The following is an 18,782-nucleotide window of genomic DNA, read 5'->3' as shown; positions in this document are numbered from 1 at the left end:
AATTATTTGATCAAAATGGGTAGTGACGCGGGGTCGTCTGCACGGTGATCCAGCGCAGTTCGGTGAAGGCCTCAATGCCCGCCTTGCCGCCGAACCGGCCGTAACCGGAGTCCTTCGTTCCGCCGAATGGCATCTGCGCTTCGTCGTGCACCGTGGGGCCGTTCACGTGGCATATGCCTGACTCGATGCGCTGCGCCACCTGCATGGCGCGGGCCACATCGCGGCCAAACACTGCGGCGGACAGGCCATATGGGTTGTCGTTGGCACAGGCGATAGCGGCCTCAACACCATGGACACGCACGACGGGCTTGACCGGACCAAAGCTTTCGTCGTGATAGATCTTCATATCGCTCGTCACATGGTCGAGCACCGTGGCCGGCATGAGCGTGTTGTCGCTTTTTCCGCCGCACACGAGCGTGGCGCCCTTGGCCAGCGCATCGTCGATCATTGCGTTGCAACGCTCAACAGTACTCATATCCACAACGGAGCCCAGTACGACGGGACCTTTGCGCGGGTCACCCAGCGGCAGGCCCACAGCGCGAGCAGCCAGCTTGGCGACAAAGGTGTCGGCTACCTTGTCGTCCACCACGAGACGCTCAGTTGACATGCAAATCTGGCCCGAGTTCGCGAAAGCGCCGAACACCGCGCCATCGACCGCCGCGTCGAGGTCTGCATCGTCCAGCACCACCATTGGAGCCTTGCCGCCCAGTTCCAGAATGGCTGGCTTCAAGTATTTGGCGCAGGTCTGCGCGATGATCCTTCCGACCTTGGTCGAACCGGTAAAGTTGACGCGGCGCACGGCAGGATGGCTGACCATCGCTTCGACGATTTCTGCAGCGTCTGCCGGCGCATTGGTCACGAAGTTCACCACGCCGGGCGGCAAGCCTGCTTCCTGAAGCGCTTCGATGATGAGGCCGTGCGTGGCAGGGCAAAGCTCCGAGCCTTTAAGAACGACCGTGTTGCCGCACGCCAGCGGCGTAGCGATCGCACGCACACCCAGAATCACAGGTGCATTCCACGGTGCGATGCCCAGCACCACACCGGCGGGCACGCGCAGGCCCATTGCCAGACTGCCTGGCACATCAGAGGGGATGACCTCGCCGCCGATCTGCGTCGTGATCGCGGCTGCTTCCTGCAGCATGCCCGCGGCCAAATGCACGTTAAAACCGGCCCAGGGCCCAGCGGCGCCTGTCTCGGCAGCCATCGCCTCGATGAACTTGGGTGCGTTCGCTTCCAGCGTCATAGCCGCCTTTTGCAGCAGGGCTCGGCGCGCACCAGGGCCCATCGCTGACCATGCGGGGAAAGCCTTGGCGGCTGCATCGACCGCGGTCACGGCATCCTGGACCGTGGCGGCAGGTGCGCGTGTGGCGACTGTACCGTCCAGCGGGTTGCGCCGCTCGAAGGTCTTGCCAGAAGCTGAAGTGGCCTTCTCGCCCCCGATGAGCATGCGGATATCGTTCATGGTGTTCTCCTTGTGTGCTTGCACGCGCGTGAGCGACTGAAAGCCATACTTGTTCATACTGACGAATTGCCCCACCGAAGGATGGGGTAGGAATTTGGTGCGGCAGTCCAGCACTGCTGGCAACCCGGAAGCGATGGCGCGTTGCAGTGCACCGGCTATGTCACCAGCGCGCGTGACCACTTCCCCGTGACAACCGAAGCCGCGTGCAATGGCCGCGTAGTCGGTATCCTCCAGCGCGGTGCCCATCTCGAAATCCAGGCCCAGCTTCTGGCCCATGCGGATCACGCCCCAGGCAGCGTTGTTGTGGATGATGGTGATAACCTGCAGCCGATAGCGGCGTGCGGTGTCCAGCTCATTGAGCGTGAAGCCGAAGGCGCCGTCGCCCGTGATGTTCACCACGGTCTTTTCTGGGCGCTGCGACTTGAGCGCAATGGCCGCCGGCAGTCCGTAGCCCAGATGGCTCATGCCCGGTTCGTGGAAGCGCGTGCGCACCTCATGGACCGGTGTGAAGTCATTGCTCCAGAAAGTGGTGTGGCCGCCGTCGTAAACAGCGAGTGAGTCCTTAGGCAATGCATCGGCTATGGCTTTCGCCAAAGCGGCGGGATGCATCGTCTCTTCCGTATCGGTGGCCATAATGGCCAGCTTTCGTTCGTAGCGGGCGCGAACGGCGCGGACTTCAGCGAGCCAGGTGCCGTCGGCCCGTGCATCATCGCCGAGTGCGGCGAGAATATCGCGCAAGGCCTCGCCGGCGTCCGCCTGCATCGCCACATCATGCATGGCTGCCCCGCCCAGCGCAGAAGGGTCTATATTGACGTTGATGAGCTTGTGGTGGCGCCGTGCGAGTGCACCGCGCTCGTCCCACATCCACGAGGACCATCGGCAACCAATGCTGATGATGACGTCGGCACGTTCGAAGGCATGCTTGACGGATTCTCCCGCGATGATCCCGCCGTGGCCGATGAAGTGAGGGCTGTCGGAGGGCACGACGCCCAAAGCCATCTGCGTGGGAACCACAGGGGCGTTCAGGCGCTGAGCCAGTTCGCGCAGCGCAGCGGCAGCGCCTGCCACCACTACCCCACCGCCGCCGACCACGAGCGGACGCTTGGCATGGCGCAGGAGCGCCACGGCGGCCTCGACCGCCGCATCGGCGGGACGCGGCGGGAGCGTGGCGCGGTATCGCGCCGGCGCCACATCAAACTCATCGGCCGCAAAGGCATGCACTTCACCCAGCACGTCCTGCGGGATGTCCAGGTGCACCGGGCCGGGCCGGCCACTCAAGGCTTCACGGAATGCACGCCGCGCCAGCTCGGGCATGCGACGCGCATCCTGTACCACCGCATTCCATTTCGTCAGGGGAGTGGTGACGGCTTTCGTGTCCATATCCATGAACACGCCGCTGTGCGGATACGAGGATGCTCGGTGCTGGTTGGTGGTAATAGCCAGGAGCGGCAGGTTGTTGTTGAAAGCAACCCCCAGGCCGGAAGCCATATTGAGCCCGCCAGGGCCCAACTCACCCACCGCCACCGACATCTTGCCGGTGCCTGCATTGACGGCGGCAGCCATCATCGGCCCCGCGGCTTCGTGCCGCACGCCGATGAAGCGGATTTTCGGCTCTTGGCTCAGTGCATGGAACAGCGGCGAGAGCTTGCCGCCGACGATGCCGAACACCGTGTCCACACCTTCAGCCAGCAGGATGCGAACTAGCGCCTGCGCTCCGTTGAGGCGCAACGGAGCCGCCTGAGAATGCTTAAAGAGTGTGTCCACTGGGGATAGAGGGTTACGAGTCATTGTTGAGGCCAGAGGCGCCAATCGTCGACTACATCTCCTTTCCAAGCGATGGACATTTCTGAGTATTCTTGGACTTTCCCGGCATGACTACGACAATCGGCACCATGAAGCCAGCGCCGCAACTACTCGTTCCTTTCCGCGAAGTCCGTCACGACGAGCCTGACGATTGTCTGCACTACGAGTCAGTAGCCGTGAGAGGCGAAGAGATGGACTGGACGATTCCCGCACATCGCCACGAGGGTTTACACCAATTCCAACTGCTCAGCCGTGGCGCGGTGACGGGAACTATTGACGGGCGTCCGTTCGAAGCGGTTGGTCCGACCTTGATCGTGCTTTCACCGGGTTCAGTGCACGGATTCCGATATACCGCTGGCGCAGTGGGGCATCAAGTCACCATTCCGACAGCTACGCTGCGCACTCTGCTTGGCAGCTCCGAATTGGTTGACAGCACCTTGGACGCCTCTTTCGTCATCACGACGATGGATGCCGATCACGCCGCGGTCGGCGCTTTGTTTGAGCAGGTTGCGCGCGAATTCGTAGAGAGTGCACCGGGCCGAGTGCACGCCCTGTTGGCGCTCGCCACTCTGATTGCAGTCTTTGCCTTGCGTCACCGCCGCGATCAGTTCGAACGCGAGAGTTCACGCGGCGTGCGGGATACTCTGCTGCAACGATACACAACGTTGGTTGAGAAGCACCATGTGGAACATAGGTCGATGGATTTTTACGCTTGCACCCTGGGTGTGACACCTGACCACTTGAGCCGGACGTGCCGCAAGGTAGGTGGTAAGTCGGCGCTCCAAATCTTGCATGATCGCGTTCTCCTGGAGGCGCGGCGCTTGCTTGCCTACACCCCCGCGCCGGTGGCAATAGTCGCCTCCAAACTGGGGTATGAAGATCCTGCCTACTTCAGCAGGTTCTTCACTCGAGAGATGGGACAGACACCCTCTGAATATCGGACCAGCATCACTGAAGGTGTGAAGACCGCCGAACCGCTGGCGCGTTCTGCAGTTTGACAGCCGAGACGTCGCGCCGTTCTTCAGCGCCTCTAGCTCCCCACGCGCAAAAACGGAACCATATGAAAACCCTGCTTTGCCTAAAGTTAGGGAAATAGCTCATACTAAAACCATCACCATAAAGAAGAGAGATAGACCATGAAAAGACGACTGGCGCTCGCGCTGACTTTCCTGGCCCCGGCACTTCCCTCAATGGCTCACCAAGCGTCTGTGCTTGCCTGAGGCAGCGCATTTCGTGCGGATTCATTCAGGCGAATTTGGCAATCATGAGAAAAAAACATGTGGCGTGACGACTAGGCCGTCGTCCGTCGGCCTTCCGATTCATCTCACCAGACGGCCAACGCCCTGCCCCGACATCCGCAAAAACCGCTCAGCTTTTGAATGATCCAGACATGAACTCGAACGACACACTGCACGACAGAGAATACGGCGCACTAGCAACGTTCGGCATTGCCGTACCGCAGGCGAACCCCACCGTGGAGCCAGAGATGGCGGCGCTCATGCCCAATAGAGTCAGCATGCTCGTGACACGGCTGCGAGGAAGCCGCACTAACTCGAACAATCGCCTCCTCGACTACCTCGAAAATTTCGATAGGAGTCTCGAAGCCTACGACACCGCACCCCTGGATGGAGTGGGCTTCGCGTGCACTGGAACCTCGTATCTGATTGGTCACGAATCCGAAGACCGGCAGTTCGGAGAGATCTCCGAGCGCTTCGGCTATCCGGTGATTAGTGCCGCCCAAGCCATTCGCGAGGCGCTGAACCATCTCGGCGCGCGCAAGATTGCTATCTTTGCACCCTACCCGCAGTGGCTGAGCGATGCCAGCCAGAAGTACTGGGCATCTTGCGGCTATGAAGTCACCGACACTACAACGGTTTCACTCGATCCATCGGACACGCGCAGCGTGTACCTGGTTCGCTCGCGGCATCTTCTCGAGCACGTCCAGCAGTTGGACACGAGCGACGCAGACGTCGTTCTGCTCACCGGTACCGGCATGCCCACGCTACGTGCGATTCCGCTCATCTCGGCTTCGGTCGGCAAACCGGTTCTTTCTTCGAACCTGTGCCTGGCCTGGTCACTACTCAGGAAAACAGGTTCGCCAGCAGCGCTCCCCTCGCCCGGCAAAGGTGAGTCCCTGTTTGGCGGGTGGACGCAACGACTTCAAAGCTAGCGGCGTCGCACCAAAAGGTCCTTCTTACAACACTCTACCGGCTGGTACATCGAAGGTGACAGACAACAAGGTAGGGAGCACTCATGTTCGCCTGCGATAAGCGCTCGACTTCGTCAGGTCAGCAGATTGCCACCATCGGCTACCAACACTTCACCAACAATGCCGGACGCAGCAGGCGATGTCAGGAAATGGATCGATTCCGCAATCTCGCTCACGCTCATGAGGCGTCCGATCGGCATGCCTGCCATCAGCTTTTCAGTTCCCTCAGGCGTTGCAAGGAGCTCGCGCACCATCGGGGTGTCGATCGGGCCAGGCGCGATACCCACCACCCTGACCCCTCTGCCAATCCATTCGGATGCTGCCGTCCTGGTGAAGTGAACCAACGCGGCCTTGGCGGCGCCATAAGTCGCGCGACCCGGCGTCGGTTTGAAAGCAAGCTGCGAGGTCACGTTGACGATCACGCCGCTCTTGCGCATCAACATCCCGCGTGCAGCGGCGATGGCCATGGCGATGGGTCCGGCGGCGTTCGTATCTAGAACGAGCCGCACCTCCGTGTGCGACATTTCCTCAAGCGGCTTGCGCAGAGTCATGGCCGCGTTGTTGATGAAGACATCCACATCGGATGCAGCAACGCTGAAGGCATCGATATCTGACGAGTGCGTCTGATCACAGATGAGGATATCGGCGCGCGGAAAATGCGCAGCGCGCAACTCATCGAGCGCAGCGCGATTGGTATCGATAAGCAGCAAGCTGTCACCAGCATCGTGGAACCGTTGCGCGATTCCACGACCGAGTCCCCCAGTGCTTCCACTGATCGCAATACGGCGTGCGCCACTCATCCCTTGGCCTTTCCAACTGGAGTTCTGGGTGCGAGTTGGAATCCGTCCTGATCGGGCGTGGCCGCCCAAGCTTGAAACGGTTCGGAAGCATCAACCTTGCCAGACTGAAGGACCTTCAACCAGACGTCGCTGGCTTCGAGGAATCGATTGACACCGCAGGGCCAGAGCACAAGGCTCAGTGCTTCTGCAATCTTCGTCTCAGCCACTCCGCATTCATAGCAGTGCTCAAGCTCCACTTCCAGCCCCCAATGCTCGTCGCGCGACGCAAACGACACGAGCAACGCCAAATGCGCGAGTTCATGGGGTAGTTCGGAAAACTCCGACAGCAGTGCTTGCTTTCCCGTCACGTACGCGCGACGCGCACCCGGCTCCGGAAAATACCCTTCCCAGTGCGCCTCGAGAAATTTGTAGGCATCCACTCCCTGCGACCACGCCACCAGCCTGAACGCCGCTTCCGCGAGTCGGTCGGTACCACCATGCTGGAAAAACAGCTGGATGTGATGTTTGCCGATCTTTTCTTTTGCTGCTGTGAGCAATGCAAGCCAGACAAACTCGCGCTCGAATTCGCTGAGGTGATGCAGGTCAAGCGTGAGTGTCTTGTAGATCGTGCCGTACACATCCTGCAGCTCCGGCAACGCCGCAGCCATGACACCCTGGTGAGGCAAAACATAGCCGCGGCGCGCTCGAAAGTCCTCAATGCGCTGACGCACGGCTTCAGCCGTGGGCCTGTAGGGAGTTTTTGGCATCGCAGCCACCATCACTCGACCCGAATATTGGCCGAGCGAATCACGTCACCCCACCGCGTGCGCTCGGCCTCAATCAGTCGCACAAACTGGGGTTGAGTGGACGACAGCGGTTCCGCCCCAAGTTCCGAGAGACGCTGAATCACGCCAGGATCGGCCAGCGCCTTCTGAATCGCACTCGAGAGCGCATTCGTGATCGGCTGCGGCATGTTGGCGGGGCCCACTATGCTGAACCAGTTACTCATGTTGAAGTCAGGCAACGTGCGGCTGATCAACGGAAGCCCTGCAAGCTGCGGGGATGCGCGTTCACCACCAAACGCGATGCCGCGCAATTGCCCAGCCTTCACTTGACCGAGGTAATCAGACATGTTTCCCAGCAACATCTGCACGCGGCCGGCCTGCAGATCGATCATCGCCTGCGACCCGCCCTTGTAAGGCACATGAACAATGTCGATGTTGGCCTGGCGGCGAAACAGTTCACCAGCGAGATGGCCAATGGATCCGGTTCCCGCTGACGCATACGAAATTGCGCCTGGATGCGCCTTCGCATGGGCGATCAATTCGGGGACCGTCTTGAAAGGTGCGTCATTCGAAGAGACCAGAAGCGAGAAGATGTTGGCAACAGATCCAATCGGGGTCAGGTCCGTTTTCGGGTCGAACGGGATCTTCATGCCTGGCAACTGCGGCGCAACCGCCAGCATACTCATCGTTGCAAAGCCGATAGTTAAGCCATCGGGTACAGAGCGAGCGACTGCCTCCGCCGCTATGAATCCATTGGCACCGGCGCGGGTTTCGACCACCACAGCCTGTCCGAGGATCGGCCGCAGGCCTTCAGCCAGGATGCGACAAACGAGGTCACCCGAGCCACCGGCAGCAAAGCCATTGATAAGCCGTATCGGCTTCGAAGGCCGCCATGCGTCAGCTTGCGAGAACACCGGCATCGCATGGGCTGCGAGCCCAGCGCCAAGAGCGCCGAGCACGGTGCGTCGATGCATGGATTTGGTGGAGACGTCAGTCTTTGACATGGTGGAGGCCTTCGGTGGTTGTAATACTCAGTTGACTTGGGCGTTTGACGACTTCACAGCCTGACCCCAGCGGAGAATTTCTGCATCCAGAAATGCGTTGGCCTGTTCCCTGGTCGTGGTGAGCGATTCCGCTCCCATTTCGGCTACGCGCTGACGCATGCCAGCTGAAGCGCCCGCTGCGAGTATTTCCTTGTTCAGCCGATCCAGAATCGCAACAGGTGTCTTGGCCGGCGCAGCAATGCCCCACCAGACCGACACCTGCTGCTCCGGATAGCCCTCTTCCGCGAACGTGGGCACGTTAGGCAAAAGCGCTGAGCGTTGTGTGGCCGCCGTGGCAATCACTTTGACAGCATTGCCCTTGATCTGGCCGATCACGTTGGCCTGGTTTGTGAAATAGGCCTGTACATGCCCGCCAAGAACATCGTTGACTGCCGCGGAGCCGCCCTTATAGGGAACATGGGTCAGGTCGATTCCGGCAAGGGTCTTGAACATTTCGGCCGCGAGATGCTCGGAGCTGCCAGGACCACCCGACCCGAAATTCAAGGTACCAGGCGCCTTCTTTGCCATCGCGACGAACTCCTTCAGGTTGTTCGCCGGAAACGACGGACGGACCAGCAGGATGCCGGGCGCGTGGGCGACCACTGCGACCTGCGTCAGCTCGGTCTTGACGTCATAGGGCATCGTCTTGAACAACGTGACGTTGATCGCATTGCCAGGGGAAGTGAGAAGCAGCGTATAGCCGTCCGCCGGCGCCTTGGCTACGAATGTGGACCCCACGTTGCTGCCCGCACCGGTCTTGTTTTCAACCACGACCGGTTGCCCGAGTCTCTGCGTGAGTTCCTGGGCGAGCGTGCGGCCAATCGCATCGACGCTTCCACCGGCACCATAGGGCACGATGATCTTGATCGGCCTGTTCGGATAGTCCTGCGCGAGTGCGGGCACAGCAGACAGAGCGAAGCAGCCGGCGATGCCAAGAAACATGGCACGGCGAACTGCGAAAGGCAAGATGACGAAGGGCTTCATAAGGATTCCAGTAGGTCGAGTAGGTCGAGTCAAGAATTGGCTTTGAGACCGGTGTCTGAGTCCGGGTCTGGCAACGTTGAGTAGACTGCGCCGTAGTGACGACGGATCTCTGCAAGCTGGCTGGCCGGTGGCTGCTGATATGCATTTCGACGCGAAGTCCAAACGCCACCCATGGAAGCGCGCAGCTTCACAGCGGTCTCGCCCATCTTCACGAGAGCCTTTACACCATTCATGATCGGGATGCCGGAGGCAGTCTCATGTACCTGTTCGCGAGCCAGCAGTGCCATGAGCACGCCGACTGCTGGAATCACCAATTCGGCGCCTTCGGCGGCAACCGATTCGGCTTCCGATAGGAATCGTTCTATCAACGCCGCGCCTACGGCCGGGTTCGAGAAACCCTCGTCCAGATCGACAAGACGAATCATCTGCATCGAGCGCGCACTGTGCAGCGTGAGCGCGTGGCCATAGCGGCGATAGTTCTCGATGAGGCGTGGCACATGCTTTTGCGATCCGGTCACGATCGCGAAATTGCCGGCCATGAGACTCGCAACGTAGCCCGAGGTCTCGCCTAAGCCCAACACAGGCATATCGGTAATCTCGCGCGCTTCACGCAAGCCAGGATCGCAGCTATTGCCGATCAGAAAGGCGTCGAAGCCTTCGCGGGTGGCGCGCTCGACGTTTTCAAGCACCTCGAGTGTTTCGATGAATTCCAGATAGCGGTATTGATCACCAACGCCACCACGACCGGTGATTCCATGAATTTCGATCTCGGTATCTGGCTCTGCAACGCCGACGAGCACATCCCTGAGCGCTGCGTTGTATGCCGGCCAGGCTGAAGCTTTGGTCAAACTTTGATACCAGATTCTCATTTTTAGCACCAGATCATAGTTACGTTACGCTTAGCGTTATTAGATATCGCTAATAATAACAGTCCAGTCATTCTTGTAAAGCCGCAATCGAGTGAAATCAGCGCAACCCTGTGCAAGCCACCCAACGAGGTAGCTCAGCGCAAGCGATGTCTTTCCCACGAAGATCGACCGCATAGAGAAAATTTGGACCGTGGTCATGAACCAAGCTGGAAAGGTTGGTCCTAATGGACCGCCGAATACCTCGCCGGAGCCCTTGAGGCACGCGTACCGTCCCGCATTAACACCTCAACGGACGACAGGCTGACGGAATCCGGTCGCACCATTCCTGACGTATAGGTCAACATATTGATCGGCACAGATTGCGCGACCAGCGCATGAAATCTTGCGTACGTTGTCACCAATTAACCCCGATCTTGAGGAAGGTGATCGGCATTTCGTCTAGACGCGAAAACCCTGCTTTGCCTAAAGTTAGGGAAATAGCTCATACTAAAACCATCACCATAAAGAAGAGAGACAGACCATGAAAAGACGACTGGCGCTCGCGCTGACTTCCCTGGCCCTGGCACTGCCTGCCATGGCTCAGCAAGACAAGACTCTGCGTGTCATCGTGCCCTACCCTGCTGGCGGCAATTCCGACAACATCGGTCGGCTCTATGCGGAAGCCTTGGGCAAAAAGCTAGGCCGGCCGGTAGTGGTGGAAAATCGACCGGGCGCAGGCGCTCTGATCGGCGCTCAAGCAGCGGCACGCGCACCGGCTGATGGCAATACCTTGCTCGTCGCACCCACCGCCGTTTTCGTGGCCACTCCGCACCTCACCAAAATGGGCATGGACCCGCTCGATGCGTTCGTGCCTGTGGCCAAGCTCACCTCATGGATACCCGTGATGGTCGTACGCAAAGACTTCCCTGCCAACACCTTCAACGAACTGGTGGCAGAGCTGAAGAAAAACCCGGGCAAGTACTCATTCGCTTCGGCTGGCCCTGCCACCATGACGCACCTGATGGGCGAACTGATGAACCTCAAGCTGGGCGTGAAGACCGTGCATGTACCCTACAAGGGTTCTGCCGAATTCATTCCCGATCTCATCTCTGGCCGCGTGGATTTCGTTTACGACAGCGTTGTCGTTCCCCAGGTGAAGGCCGGCCAATTGCGGCCCATGGTGAGCATGGTCAATATTCACCACCCCGAACTCAAGAATGTGCCCACCCTCAAGGAAGTTGGCGTAGACCTGGACACACCAAACTGGTATGGCGTGTTTGCGCCCAAAGGCACGCCTCAAGACGTGGTCGACAAACTCGGCGAAGCTTCACGCGAAGTAATGCAGTCCATGGATACTGAAAAACTCACCAAGATGAGCATGGCTCCGTCGTATCAAGGTCCTAAGGAATTCAAAGCCCAGATCGCCAAGGACGACGAGCTGATGAAGGACGTGATTCAGAAGGCTGATGTGCGGGTGCAGTAACCGTCATTGAAAAGAATCCGTCCCGCTTAAGCAGGACGGATACAAGAATGAAAAGACGCCGGCGGACGGTACGCTTGCGCCCACAGCGTTTGGACAGCGAATCGAGGCTCTGGAGTTAGGAGTGGAGTTGAGCTGGTCGTTCAACGACGGTCAAACACCTTAGAAGGCGTGTGGTCGCGAAGGAAGAATCGTTCCACTGCAAGCCCCAAACCCAATGCGAACAGATCCGGGTCTCTCGCACCAAGCTCGCAGAATCACCGTGTCGCCATCTTCCAGCCACGTTCGGCTCTCACCTGACGGAAGCGCTACAGGATTCTTGGCACCTCCTGTTATTTCTATGAGCGCTGCGGATTCGCCCGTGCCGGGCCCTGACATAGTGCCGCTACCCAACATATCTCCGGGCTGAAGATTGCATCCGTTCATGGTGTGATGCGCGACTAGTTGGGCTGGTGTCCAATAGGCATGCCGATAGCTGGTCACGCACAGAGTCTCAGGTGCAAGACCGGCAGCGTGCATGCTCGGTGTCATCAAATCAGCTTGCATCTTGATGTCCAGCAAGCCTCTTTGTCTATTCTCAGGTGAATCCAGATACGGCAGGGGGGCGGGATCTTCCCCCGATCGCGTGTACGGGACGCGAAACGGAGCTAACGCCTCCATCGTCACGATCCAAGGCGAAATTGTGGACGCGAAATTCTTGGCTAGGAATGGGCCCAATGGTTGGTACTCCCAACGTTGGACGTCACGCGTAGACCAGTCGTTCAACAAACAAAGTCCAAATAGCTGCTGCTCGGCTTCGCCTATCGCCACGGGCTCGCCACGGCGGCTCCCGGGCCCAATGAAGATACCCAGCTCAAGCTCCATATCCAGGCAGCGAGATGGGACAACCGTTGGAGTGTCCTCTCCGGGAAGCATCACCTGCCCCAGAGGGCGCGTGATGGATTCACCCGAGATACCGATGCTTGATGTCCGCCCGTGGTAGCCAATCGGAATCCATTTAAAATTAGGTAGCAAGGGGTTGTCCGGACGAAACTGACGCCCAAGATTGGTGGCGTGATGGATCGAGGTGTAGAAGTCGGTGTACCCGCCGATACGAGCCGGCACATCAAACTCCACCTCGCTCGTTGGAACCAAACATTGGCTCAATATGGATTGCGCAGGTGATCCTTCTGCGAGTGCGTCGGATAGTGCCCTCCTCAATGCACTCCATGCAGGAGCCCCAAGGGCCATTAGAGCGTTCAGCTTGTCTTGGCCGGCAGCAACTGCGGCCTCTGCTGCAAGCCCTGTGAATATGCCGGAGTTGCAAGCCACACGCATGTCTAGAACTTGATCCCCGATTGCTACGCCTCCTCGAAACGATTCGTCGCGCTGGTGCCTCCGAAAAACCGAGAACGGAAGATTCTGAATTGGAAACTCGGCTTCTGGATGGTTTGCACTTGCCACCCAACTTTTTAGAGACGGGTCGTGCGTAGTGTTCAAAAATTGCTTCACTATCGGCCTCCACCTTGATGCAACCACGCAGCTTGTCTAGGCGCGCGTCGAGTGCGGTCCCACTCATCAAGCATCTCCCACCTCACGTTTGCAGCTCGTTCACTCAGTTCCGGCGTGCTCGTATCAACCGTCAGTTCCAAACGATGTCCATTCAGATCAAAGAAATAGATTGATTTGAATAACGCGTGGTCCGTCACGCCGGCGACCGGAATCCCGTCCGCCTCCAGCCGGGACTTGGCAGACTCCAATTCTTTGACCGACTCCACTTCAAACGCGATGTGCTGAACCCAGTCTGGCGTATTGGTATCGCGTCCCATAGGTGGCGAGTTGGGTACTTCAAAGAATGCAAGGACATTCCCCGCTCCAGCATCGAGAAAAATATGCATGTACGGGTCCGCAGCCCCTGTGGACGGCACACTGTCCTCTGCGAACGCCATCTGAAACGGCATTTCAAGGTATTGGGCATACCAATCCACCGTTTTCTTCGCATCCTTGCAGCGATATGCCACGTGATGGATTCTTTGAATCTTCATTGAACGCTCCTGATCTTTAGAACACTGACTAATCAAAAAAGCACTTCGCTCTACAAGAGGTCGTGCAGGGGCCGTTCACCCGCACGGGTGCCCCGCGCGAGATCTCGGCATGGCTCAGTAATATCTTTATGTGCCGGTTTCAGTCGTGTGCAGCCGTTCAGCTTCGTCTGCAACCGTGATCCCGACCAAATAGCCAAATGTCAGAGCAGGCCCTAGCGTTATCCCGGCGCCGGGGTAGCTCCCCCCCATAACGCTGGAGATGTCGTTTCCAACCGCATAGAGGCCGGAGATTCGGTGGCCGGACTGATCAACAACGCGAAGCGACCCATCCGTCGCCAACCCGGCGAAGGTACCCAGATCCCCCACCAGCAACTTCACTGCGTAATAGGGACCGGTTTCGAGCGGCGACATGTTTGGATTCGGCTTGTTCCAGGGATCACCGAGGTAACGGTTGTAGATCAGGTCACCCTTTCCATAGTCGTCATCGACTCCTGTCGTGGCCAGTTGGTTGTAGCGCTCCACAGTCGACACGAGAATGCCCGTCTTCACACTCAACTTTTTTGCAAGTTCAGACACGCTATTTGCACGGATCAAATACCCGGACGCAAGGTGCCGGCCAATTGGAAATGGGAAGGGTTTGACGTATCCCAAGCCATACTTTCGAAGGGCTTTGTGGTCACAGATAAGCCACGCCGCAACCTCCGCCTCCGGTGCGGACTGCGCTCTCATGGCACGAACGAAATCGTGATATGAGTTGCCTTCATTAGCAAACCTTAAGCCCGTCAATGAAACCGCAATGACGCCCGGCTTTGATTTGTCGAAGATGTGCGGATTGACCCCTTTGCTCCCGTCCTTGCGAGTAGTTATAGACACTGGAAGCCAAGCCGCTGGCTCGGCAAGCTTGGGCGTATAGCCGCCTACTCCTTCACCCATCCGGATTCCATCTCCGGTGTTGCCCGCCGGCGCGGGTGAATAGTGCCGTTCGCCGGCCCCTGAGCCGGGAAAAGTGAGCCCTCGCCTTTCGATGTCGTGTGGGTAGCCCCCGCAGGCCAAGACAACTCCATGGCGGGCCATCACTCGTACATCTGAACCAGCGCGGCGAATGATGGCGCCCACCACGCGACCGTCTTCAACTATCAGGCGCTGCGCGGGGGACTGCAGCCATAGGTCCACGCCCAGATCGAACGCGGATTTTGCCAGGCGGCCGACCAGTGCATTACCATTGACCAGCTTCATTCCCCGTCCATAGCGCAACTTCTGCAGGAAATGTATGGATAGTCTGCGGGTGACGTACCACGCAGATCGCAATGACTGCGTAGCATGTAAAAAATGCGTGTAATCGGCGCCGGATGCAACCATCACACCGAAAACCGTGAGCTCATGCAACGGCGGGGCTAGGTACTCCACTTGATCCCCGAGCAAGCGGCCATCGAACGGCGCAGCAACGATCGATCGCGCACCTAATGACCCACCTGGTGCTTCTGCGTGGTAATCCGGAATGCGTACAGGCATCTCGAACTGCACAGCAGTATTTTTCCTGAAAAACTCAATGGCCTTCGGTCCGTTGTCCAGAAAAGCGGCTGCCAGTTCTTCATGAAAGAACTCGCCAGCCTCGTGACGCATATAGGCCAGTGCGTCAGCTCGGGTGTCGGGCAACCCGGCCTCCTTGGCCAGAGGATTTCCCGGAACCCAAAGCCAACCACCAGATCGTGCAGTTGTGCCCCCATACAAGGGCTCCTTCTCCGCGACGACGACCTGCAGGCCTCGATGGGCGGCGGTCACAGCGGAGGAGAGTCCGGCGGCACCACTGCCAATGACAAGCAGATCGCACCAGTGTGCATTTGACGTTTCCGGCCTGGCGGTAGCGCTGGTCGCGGTAGAAGAAGAAAAGTTTTTAGGTTCCATAGCCAGCCTAGTGCATTCCAAGGTACGCCTGGCGCACCTTGGGGTCATTCGCGAGACTGGAACCAGTCCCCTCCAACGTGATCGTTCCATTCTCAAGAACGTATCCTCGATCAGCAATTGCTAACGCTTGCTGCGCCATCTGCTCAATGAGCAGAATGGTCTGCCCTTGCGCACGAAGCCCCTGAATGGCTGTGAATATTTCGACAATGACCAGAGGTGCCAATCCAAGCGAGGGCTCATCGAGCAGCAACAAGCGAGGCTCGCTCATCAATGCCCGCCCGATCGCAAGCATCTGTTGCTCCCCGCCTGACATGGTTCCAGCCATCTGGGTGCGTCGCTCCTTAAGCCGCGGGAAAAGGTCGAAGACCAGTTCTGTATTCCTTCCAAGGGCCGTGCGGTCTCCACGCAGAACGTACCCCCCCAGCTCCAGGTTCTGTTCAACGGTCTGATCCGGGAATATTCCCCTGCCTTCTGGCGCCAACGCGATACCAGCCTTCACTCGCTCATGAGGAGGTAGCCTGTTCAGATCGAGATCACCGAAATGCACGGTACCTGCGGCGGCCTTCTCGAGGCCTGCAATGCACTTGAGCAGTGTTGTCTTTCCAGCTCCGTTCGCCCCGATAAGTGCAACGATTTCGTTGGAACGCACCTCCAGCGATATGCCGTGCAGCGCTTGAACCGCGCCGTAGCGCACGTCCACTGATCGCATTTGAAGTTCATGGCTCTTAGTCATGCTAGGGCAAGCTCCCTCGAAAGCTGTGGTCCAAGATAGGCTTCGACAACCGCTGGGCTCGCTTGCACGTCAGCGGGCAAACCCTCGGCAATCTTGCGCCCTTCATCGAGCACGATCACGTGATCGGATACGCTCATAACCAAGTCCATGTGGTGCTCGATCATCAGGACGGTGACTCCCGCCTCATTGATCATGCGGATCAGACGGCCAAACTCTTTGACTTCTTGCGGATTCAAACCCGCAGCCGGCTCATCGAGTAGCAGCAAGGACGGTGCACTTGCCAAGCATCGAGCGAGCTCCACTCGTCTTTGGAGGCCGTAGGAAAGTGAGCGCGCCGGCAATTCTCTGTACTGGCTAAGGCCCAGCATATTGAGAATGGCTAGCGTGCGCTGCTGCTTGGACCTCTCCTCTCGCCGTGCTCCTGGCATCGCAAGTACAGCAGACCACAGACCTGTGCTCATCTGGCTGTGATTGCCCACCATGACGTTCTGCATCACAGATAGATCGCCGAACAGACGAATATTCTGAAACGTTCTCGCAATGCCTTGGCGACAGATCTCGTGAGCAGCCATTCCTGAAATATCCGTTCCGTGGAAGACCACGCGCCCTGACGTTGATGGCACAAGCCCCGTTAGCATGTTGACTAGCGTGCTTTTACCTGCGCCGTTGGGCCCGATCAGCGCATATATTCGACCGGATTCGATGTTGAAAGATATGTCGTCAGCCACGCACACGCCGCCAAATGCTTTTCGAAGCGACATGACACTCAGCAAACTTCCACTGGCCGCCTTCAGTTCGCGCCTGGCCAGGCACCGCACGTTCGAATCTCCAGCTGGATCATTCTTCACAGGCGGCTTCTTCAAGGCGAACAGATCCTGGATTGCACCAACCACTCCCCGCGGCATGAAGTAAAGCGCGAACAGCAAGAGTGCTCCGTAAGCAAGATGCTGAATCGCTGGCCAACGTGCGAGAAGCGCATCTGAAGCCACGAGAAGAATGGCCGCGACGAGCGGACCCAGAAGCGTTCCCGCGCCTCCAAAAAGCACCAGAAGGAGGATGAAGATCGATAGATGCAGAGTGACGAAATCCGAGTTGAAGTACTGGTTTTGTTGCGCCACAAGTGCCCCGGCCAATCCGCAGGTCACTGCGGAGACCACGAATGCAAGGAGTTTGTAGCGATGCACGTTGACCCCGGTCGAGGCTGCAGCGATTTCGTCAGTGTTGATCGACAGGAGCGCTCTGCCGAACTTGCCGGAAAGCAAGCTGCGCAAACCAAGGTGGACCAAAGTGCAAACCGCCAGAGCAAGCCACAACCACTGCGCGCTTGTCAATGCTTGTCCCTGGTACGTAAGAGGTCCAACACCGTAGATGCCTTGTGGCCCTCCGAAGAAGTCGACCCACTCTGTGGCGATCTTCTCCACCATGACGCCAAAAGCCAGCGTGACGAGTGCAAGATACGGCCCTTTCACTCGCAGCGCGGGCAACGCGATCAACGCTCCAATGAGTCCAGCAACCAACGGCGCGCACAAAAAGGCAATCCATGGGTTGACTCCATACCGGGAAGTGAGAACCGCCGCGGTGTAGGCGCCTGCCGCGAAAAGACCAGCCTGGCCTAACGATTTCTGACCGGCAAAGCCAACCAGAACATTGGTGCCGCTAGCGCACAGGTAGTACACGCAAATCATGAAGAGAATCCGGAGATAGAAGTCGTTTGCAAACGCAAACGCGCAAATACCCACCCCGGACACCGCAACCAAGCCGAGAAGTGTTGAAGTACGACTGTTCATACCTTCTCCACCATTTGCTTGCCAAACAATCCAGTTGGCTTCAAGGAGAGCACAAGAATGACAAGCATGAACACAACTACTTCACGCCACTGCGCCTGCCAGAGATTGATAGCCGATTCCAGAAGACCCAGCGAGAACCCGCCGATCACACAGCCTCTGGGGTTGGTCATCCCGCCCACAATGGCACTACAGAACCCCTTAAGCGCAATGACAAGGCCCATGTAGATCGACACGGAAGTGATTGGCGCGACGAGTACACCGCTGAGCCCCGCAAGTGCCGTACTGATCGCAAATGCTGCAATCATCACCACACCCACATTGATTCCCATCAAGCTGGCCAGCTGCGGACTATGGGCAACGGCGCGCATGGTCTTGCCGGCAATCGTGTGGTTCAGCATCCAATCGAACGCCAACGCCACGCCAAGACTCACGGCAATCACCAGTAGCTCCTGCGGACGCACTGCAGCACCCGCGAAGCGCAAGAGTTCATCGCCTAGCGGTGAAGGCACCATGATCGACCCTGGTCCCCAAACTCCTAGAGCGACACTCTGAAGCACAACGCCGAAGCCGAGTGTGCTCATCACCCAGGACAAACCCGGCTTGCCCGCAAACGGCTTCACTGCAGCCAGATAGAGAATGGCGCCAGCGATTGCACATATTGCAACCACTGCAATGATCGAAATCACGGAATGCCAAACGCCTATAGCTTCGCCGCCAAATCCGGAAGTGAACGGCCGTCCCATCACCATGAGCGCCACCGAAGCTCCGATCAACGCACCGACTGATGTGAAATCGCCTTGCGCAAAATTGAGGGTTTTGGTGGTCGTGAACGTGATGCTGAAGCTAAGCGCAGCGAGCGCATAGATTCCACCAATCGCCAGCCCACCAATGATGGCCTGTAACAGCTCTGTCATGATGCCTCCTTGAAATGCGTTTCGCG

15 protein-coding genes and 1 pseudogene are annotated in these 18,782 nt (G+C 58.3%); 3 read left to right on the top strand and 13 right to left on the bottom strand.

Features of this window, described 5'->3' with window-relative positions; translation table 11 throughout:
* Positions 1-10 precede the first annotated feature (10 nt).
* Positions 11-1,462, bottom strand: coding sequence for an aldehyde dehydrogenase (locus G518_RS0106405; RefSeq protein ID WP_028602029.1), 1,452 nt, complete (start codon positions 1,460-1,462; stop codon positions 11-13).
* Positions 1,463-1,576: 114 nt separating this feature from the next.
* Positions 1,577-3,250 (bottom strand): annotated as a pseudogene (locus tag G518_RS34140) (thiamine pyrophosphate-binding protein); the annotation flags it as partial.
* An 83-nt stretch (positions 3,251-3,333) separates the two neighbouring features.
* Between G518_RS34140 and G518_RS0106395 the strand changes: the two are divergent.
* Together G518_RS0106395 and G518_RS0106390 are read left to right on the top strand one after the other, a co-directional pair.
* On the top strand, positions 3,334-4,263 hold the full coding sequence (locus tag G518_RS0106395; protein WP_028601814.1) for a helix-turn-helix domain-containing protein: 930 nt from the start codon (positions 3,334-3,336) through the stop codon (positions 4,261-4,263).
* Between the two features lie 392 nt (positions 4,264-4,655).
* Positions 4,656-5,435 (top strand): maleate cis-trans isomerase family protein, encoded by a 780-nt coding sequence (locus tag G518_RS0106390; RefSeq protein WP_028601813.1) that lies wholly within the window; start codon positions 4,656-4,658, stop codon positions 5,433-5,435.
* Between the two features lie 113 nt (positions 5,436-5,548).
* On the opposite strand, the gene G518_RS34135 is transcribed toward G518_RS0106390, so the two are convergent.
* The 5 genes from G518_RS34135 to G518_RS0106365 all read right to left on the bottom strand — a co-directional run bounded on the left by G518_RS34135 (position 5,549) and on the right by G518_RS0106365 (position 9,913).
* A complete protein-coding gene (locus G518_RS34135; RefSeq protein WP_036593782.1) occupies positions 5,549-6,274 on the bottom strand; it encodes an SDR family NAD(P)-dependent oxidoreductase in 726 nt (241 codons plus the stop codon).
* Positions 6,271-6,921, bottom strand: a complete 651-nt coding sequence (locus G518_RS0106380) for a carboxymuconolactone decarboxylase family protein (protein WP_169457905.1) — start codon at positions 6,919-6,921, stop codon at positions 6,271-6,273. The genes G518_RS34135 and G518_RS0106380 overlap by 4 nt, the downstream gene beginning before the upstream one ends.
* Positions 6,922-7,031: 110 nt before the next feature.
* A complete protein-coding gene (locus G518_RS0106375; protein ID WP_028601811.1) occupies positions 7,032-8,042 on the bottom strand; it encodes a Bug family tripartite tricarboxylate transporter substrate binding protein in 1,011 nt (336 codons plus the stop codon).
* Positions 8,043-8,069: 27 nt separating this feature from the next.
* Positions 8,070-9,065, bottom strand: coding sequence for a Bug family tripartite tricarboxylate transporter substrate binding protein (locus G518_RS0106370; protein WP_036593781.1), 996 nt, complete (start codon positions 9,063-9,065; stop codon positions 8,070-8,072).
* A gap of 29 nt (positions 9,066-9,094) precedes the next feature.
* Entirely contained in the window at positions 9,095-9,913 is an 819-nt protein-coding gene (locus G518_RS0106365) for an aspartate/glutamate racemase family protein (protein ID WP_028601809.1), read from the bottom strand.
* Positions 9,914-10,454: 541 nt separating this feature from the next.
* On the opposite strand from G518_RS0106365, the gene G518_RS34130 reads away from it, so the two are divergent.
* Positions 10,455-11,396: a Bug family tripartite tricarboxylate transporter substrate binding protein gene (locus tag G518_RS34130; RefSeq protein WP_051236127.1), complete on the top strand. Its 942-nt coding sequence runs from the start codon at positions 10,455-10,457 to the stop codon at positions 11,394-11,396.
* Positions 11,397-11,555: 159 nt separating this feature from the next.
* On the opposite strand, the gene fahA is transcribed toward G518_RS34130, so the two are convergent.
* The 6 genes from fahA to G518_RS0106330 form a co-directional block, all read right to left on the bottom strand.
* The gene (gene fahA / locus G518_RS0106355; RefSeq protein ID WP_211231681.1) at positions 11,556-12,884 is read right to left on the bottom strand and encodes a fumarylacetoacetase; all 1,329 of its coding nucleotides are present in this window, start codon (positions 12,882-12,884) and stop codon (positions 11,556-11,558) included.
* Positions 12,884-13,417, bottom strand: coding sequence for a VOC family protein (locus G518_RS0106350; protein ID WP_028601807.1), 534 nt, complete (start codon positions 13,415-13,417; stop codon positions 12,884-12,886). The genes fahA and G518_RS0106350 overlap by 1 nt, the downstream gene beginning before the upstream one ends.
* A 126-nt stretch (positions 13,418-13,543) precedes the next feature.
* Positions 13,544-15,322, bottom strand: coding sequence for an FAD-dependent oxidoreductase (locus tag G518_RS34125; RefSeq protein ID WP_084651531.1), 1,779 nt, complete (start codon positions 15,320-15,322; stop codon positions 13,544-13,546).
* 7 nt (positions 15,323-15,329) lie between these two features.
* Positions 15,330-16,055 (bottom strand): ABC transporter ATP-binding protein, encoded by a 726-nt coding sequence (locus G518_RS0106340; protein WP_028601806.1) that lies wholly within the window; start codon positions 16,053-16,055, stop codon positions 15,330-15,332.
* Entirely contained in the window at positions 16,052-17,842 is a 1,791-nt protein-coding gene (locus tag G518_RS0106335) for a branched-chain amino acid ABC transporter ATP-binding protein/permease (RefSeq protein WP_028601805.1), read from the bottom strand. The genes G518_RS0106340 and G518_RS0106335 overlap by 4 nt, the downstream gene beginning before the upstream one ends.
* Positions 17,839-18,756, bottom strand: a complete 918-nt coding sequence (locus tag G518_RS0106330; RefSeq protein WP_211231680.1) for a branched-chain amino acid ABC transporter permease — start codon at positions 18,754-18,756, stop codon at positions 17,839-17,841. Before G518_RS0106330 ends, G518_RS0106335 begins: the two co-directional genes overlap by 4 nt.
* Positions 18,757-18,782 lie beyond the last annotated feature (26 nt).

It is taken from the genome of Ottowia thiooxydans DSM 14619, assembly GCF_000422885.1.
Classification (GTDB): domain Bacteria; phylum Pseudomonadota; class Gammaproteobacteria; order Burkholderiales; family Burkholderiaceae_C; genus Ottowia; species Ottowia thiooxydans.
Note: the sequence above shows the minus strand (reverse complement) of the source record. Positions and strands in the feature narration are given on the sequence as shown.

Excerpts from the sequence above, each read along its gene's own strand:
- G518_RS0106395 (WP_028601814.1), top strand. The coding sequence starts at position 3,334 with ATGACTACGACAATCGGCACCATGAAGCCAGCGCCGCAACTACTCGTT.
- G518_RS0106335 (WP_028601805.1), bottom strand. The coding sequence starts at position 17,842 with ATGAACAGTCGTACTTCAACACTTCTCGGCTTGGTTGCGGTGTCCGGG.
- G518_RS0106330 (WP_211231680.1), bottom strand. The coding sequence starts at position 18,756 with ATGACAGAGCTGTTACAGGCCATCATTGGTGGGCTGGCGATTGGTGGA.
- G518_RS34130 (WP_051236127.1), top strand. The coding sequence starts at position 10,455 with ATGAAAAGACGACTGGCGCTCGCGCTGACTTCCCTGGCCCTGGCACTG.
- G518_RS0106340 (WP_028601806.1), bottom strand. The coding sequence starts at position 16,055 with ATGACTAAGAGCCATGAACTTCAAATGCGATCAGTGGACGTGCGCTAC.
- G518_RS0106405 (WP_028602029.1), bottom strand. The coding sequence starts at position 1,462 with ATGAACGATATCCGCATGCTCATCGGGGGCGAGAAGGCCACTTCAGCT.
- G518_RS34135 (WP_036593782.1), bottom strand. The coding sequence starts at position 6,274 with ATGAGTGGCGCACGCCGTATTGCGATCAGTGGAAGCACTGGGGGACTC.
- G518_RS0106390 (WP_028601813.1), top strand. The coding sequence starts at position 4,656 with ATGAACTCGAACGACACACTGCACGACAGAGAATACGGCGCACTAGCA.
- G518_RS0106380 (WP_169457905.1), bottom strand. The coding sequence starts at position 6,921 with ATGGCTGCGGCGTTGCCGGAGCTGCAGGATGTGTACGGCACGATCTAC.
- G518_RS0106370 (WP_036593781.1), bottom strand. The coding sequence starts at position 9,065 with ATGAAGCCCTTCGTCATCTTGCCTTTCGCAGTTCGCCGTGCCATGTTT.
- G518_RS0106350 (WP_028601807.1), bottom strand. The coding sequence starts at position 13,417 with ATGAAGATTCAAAGAATCCATCACGTGGCATATCGCTGCAAGGATGCG.
- G518_RS34125 (WP_084651531.1), bottom strand. The coding sequence starts at position 15,322 with ATGGAACCTAAAAACTTTTCTTCTTCTACCGCGACCAGCGCTACCGCC.
- G518_RS0106375 (WP_028601811.1), bottom strand. The coding sequence starts at position 8,042 with ATGTCAAAGACTGACGTCTCCACCAAATCCATGCATCGACGCACCGTG.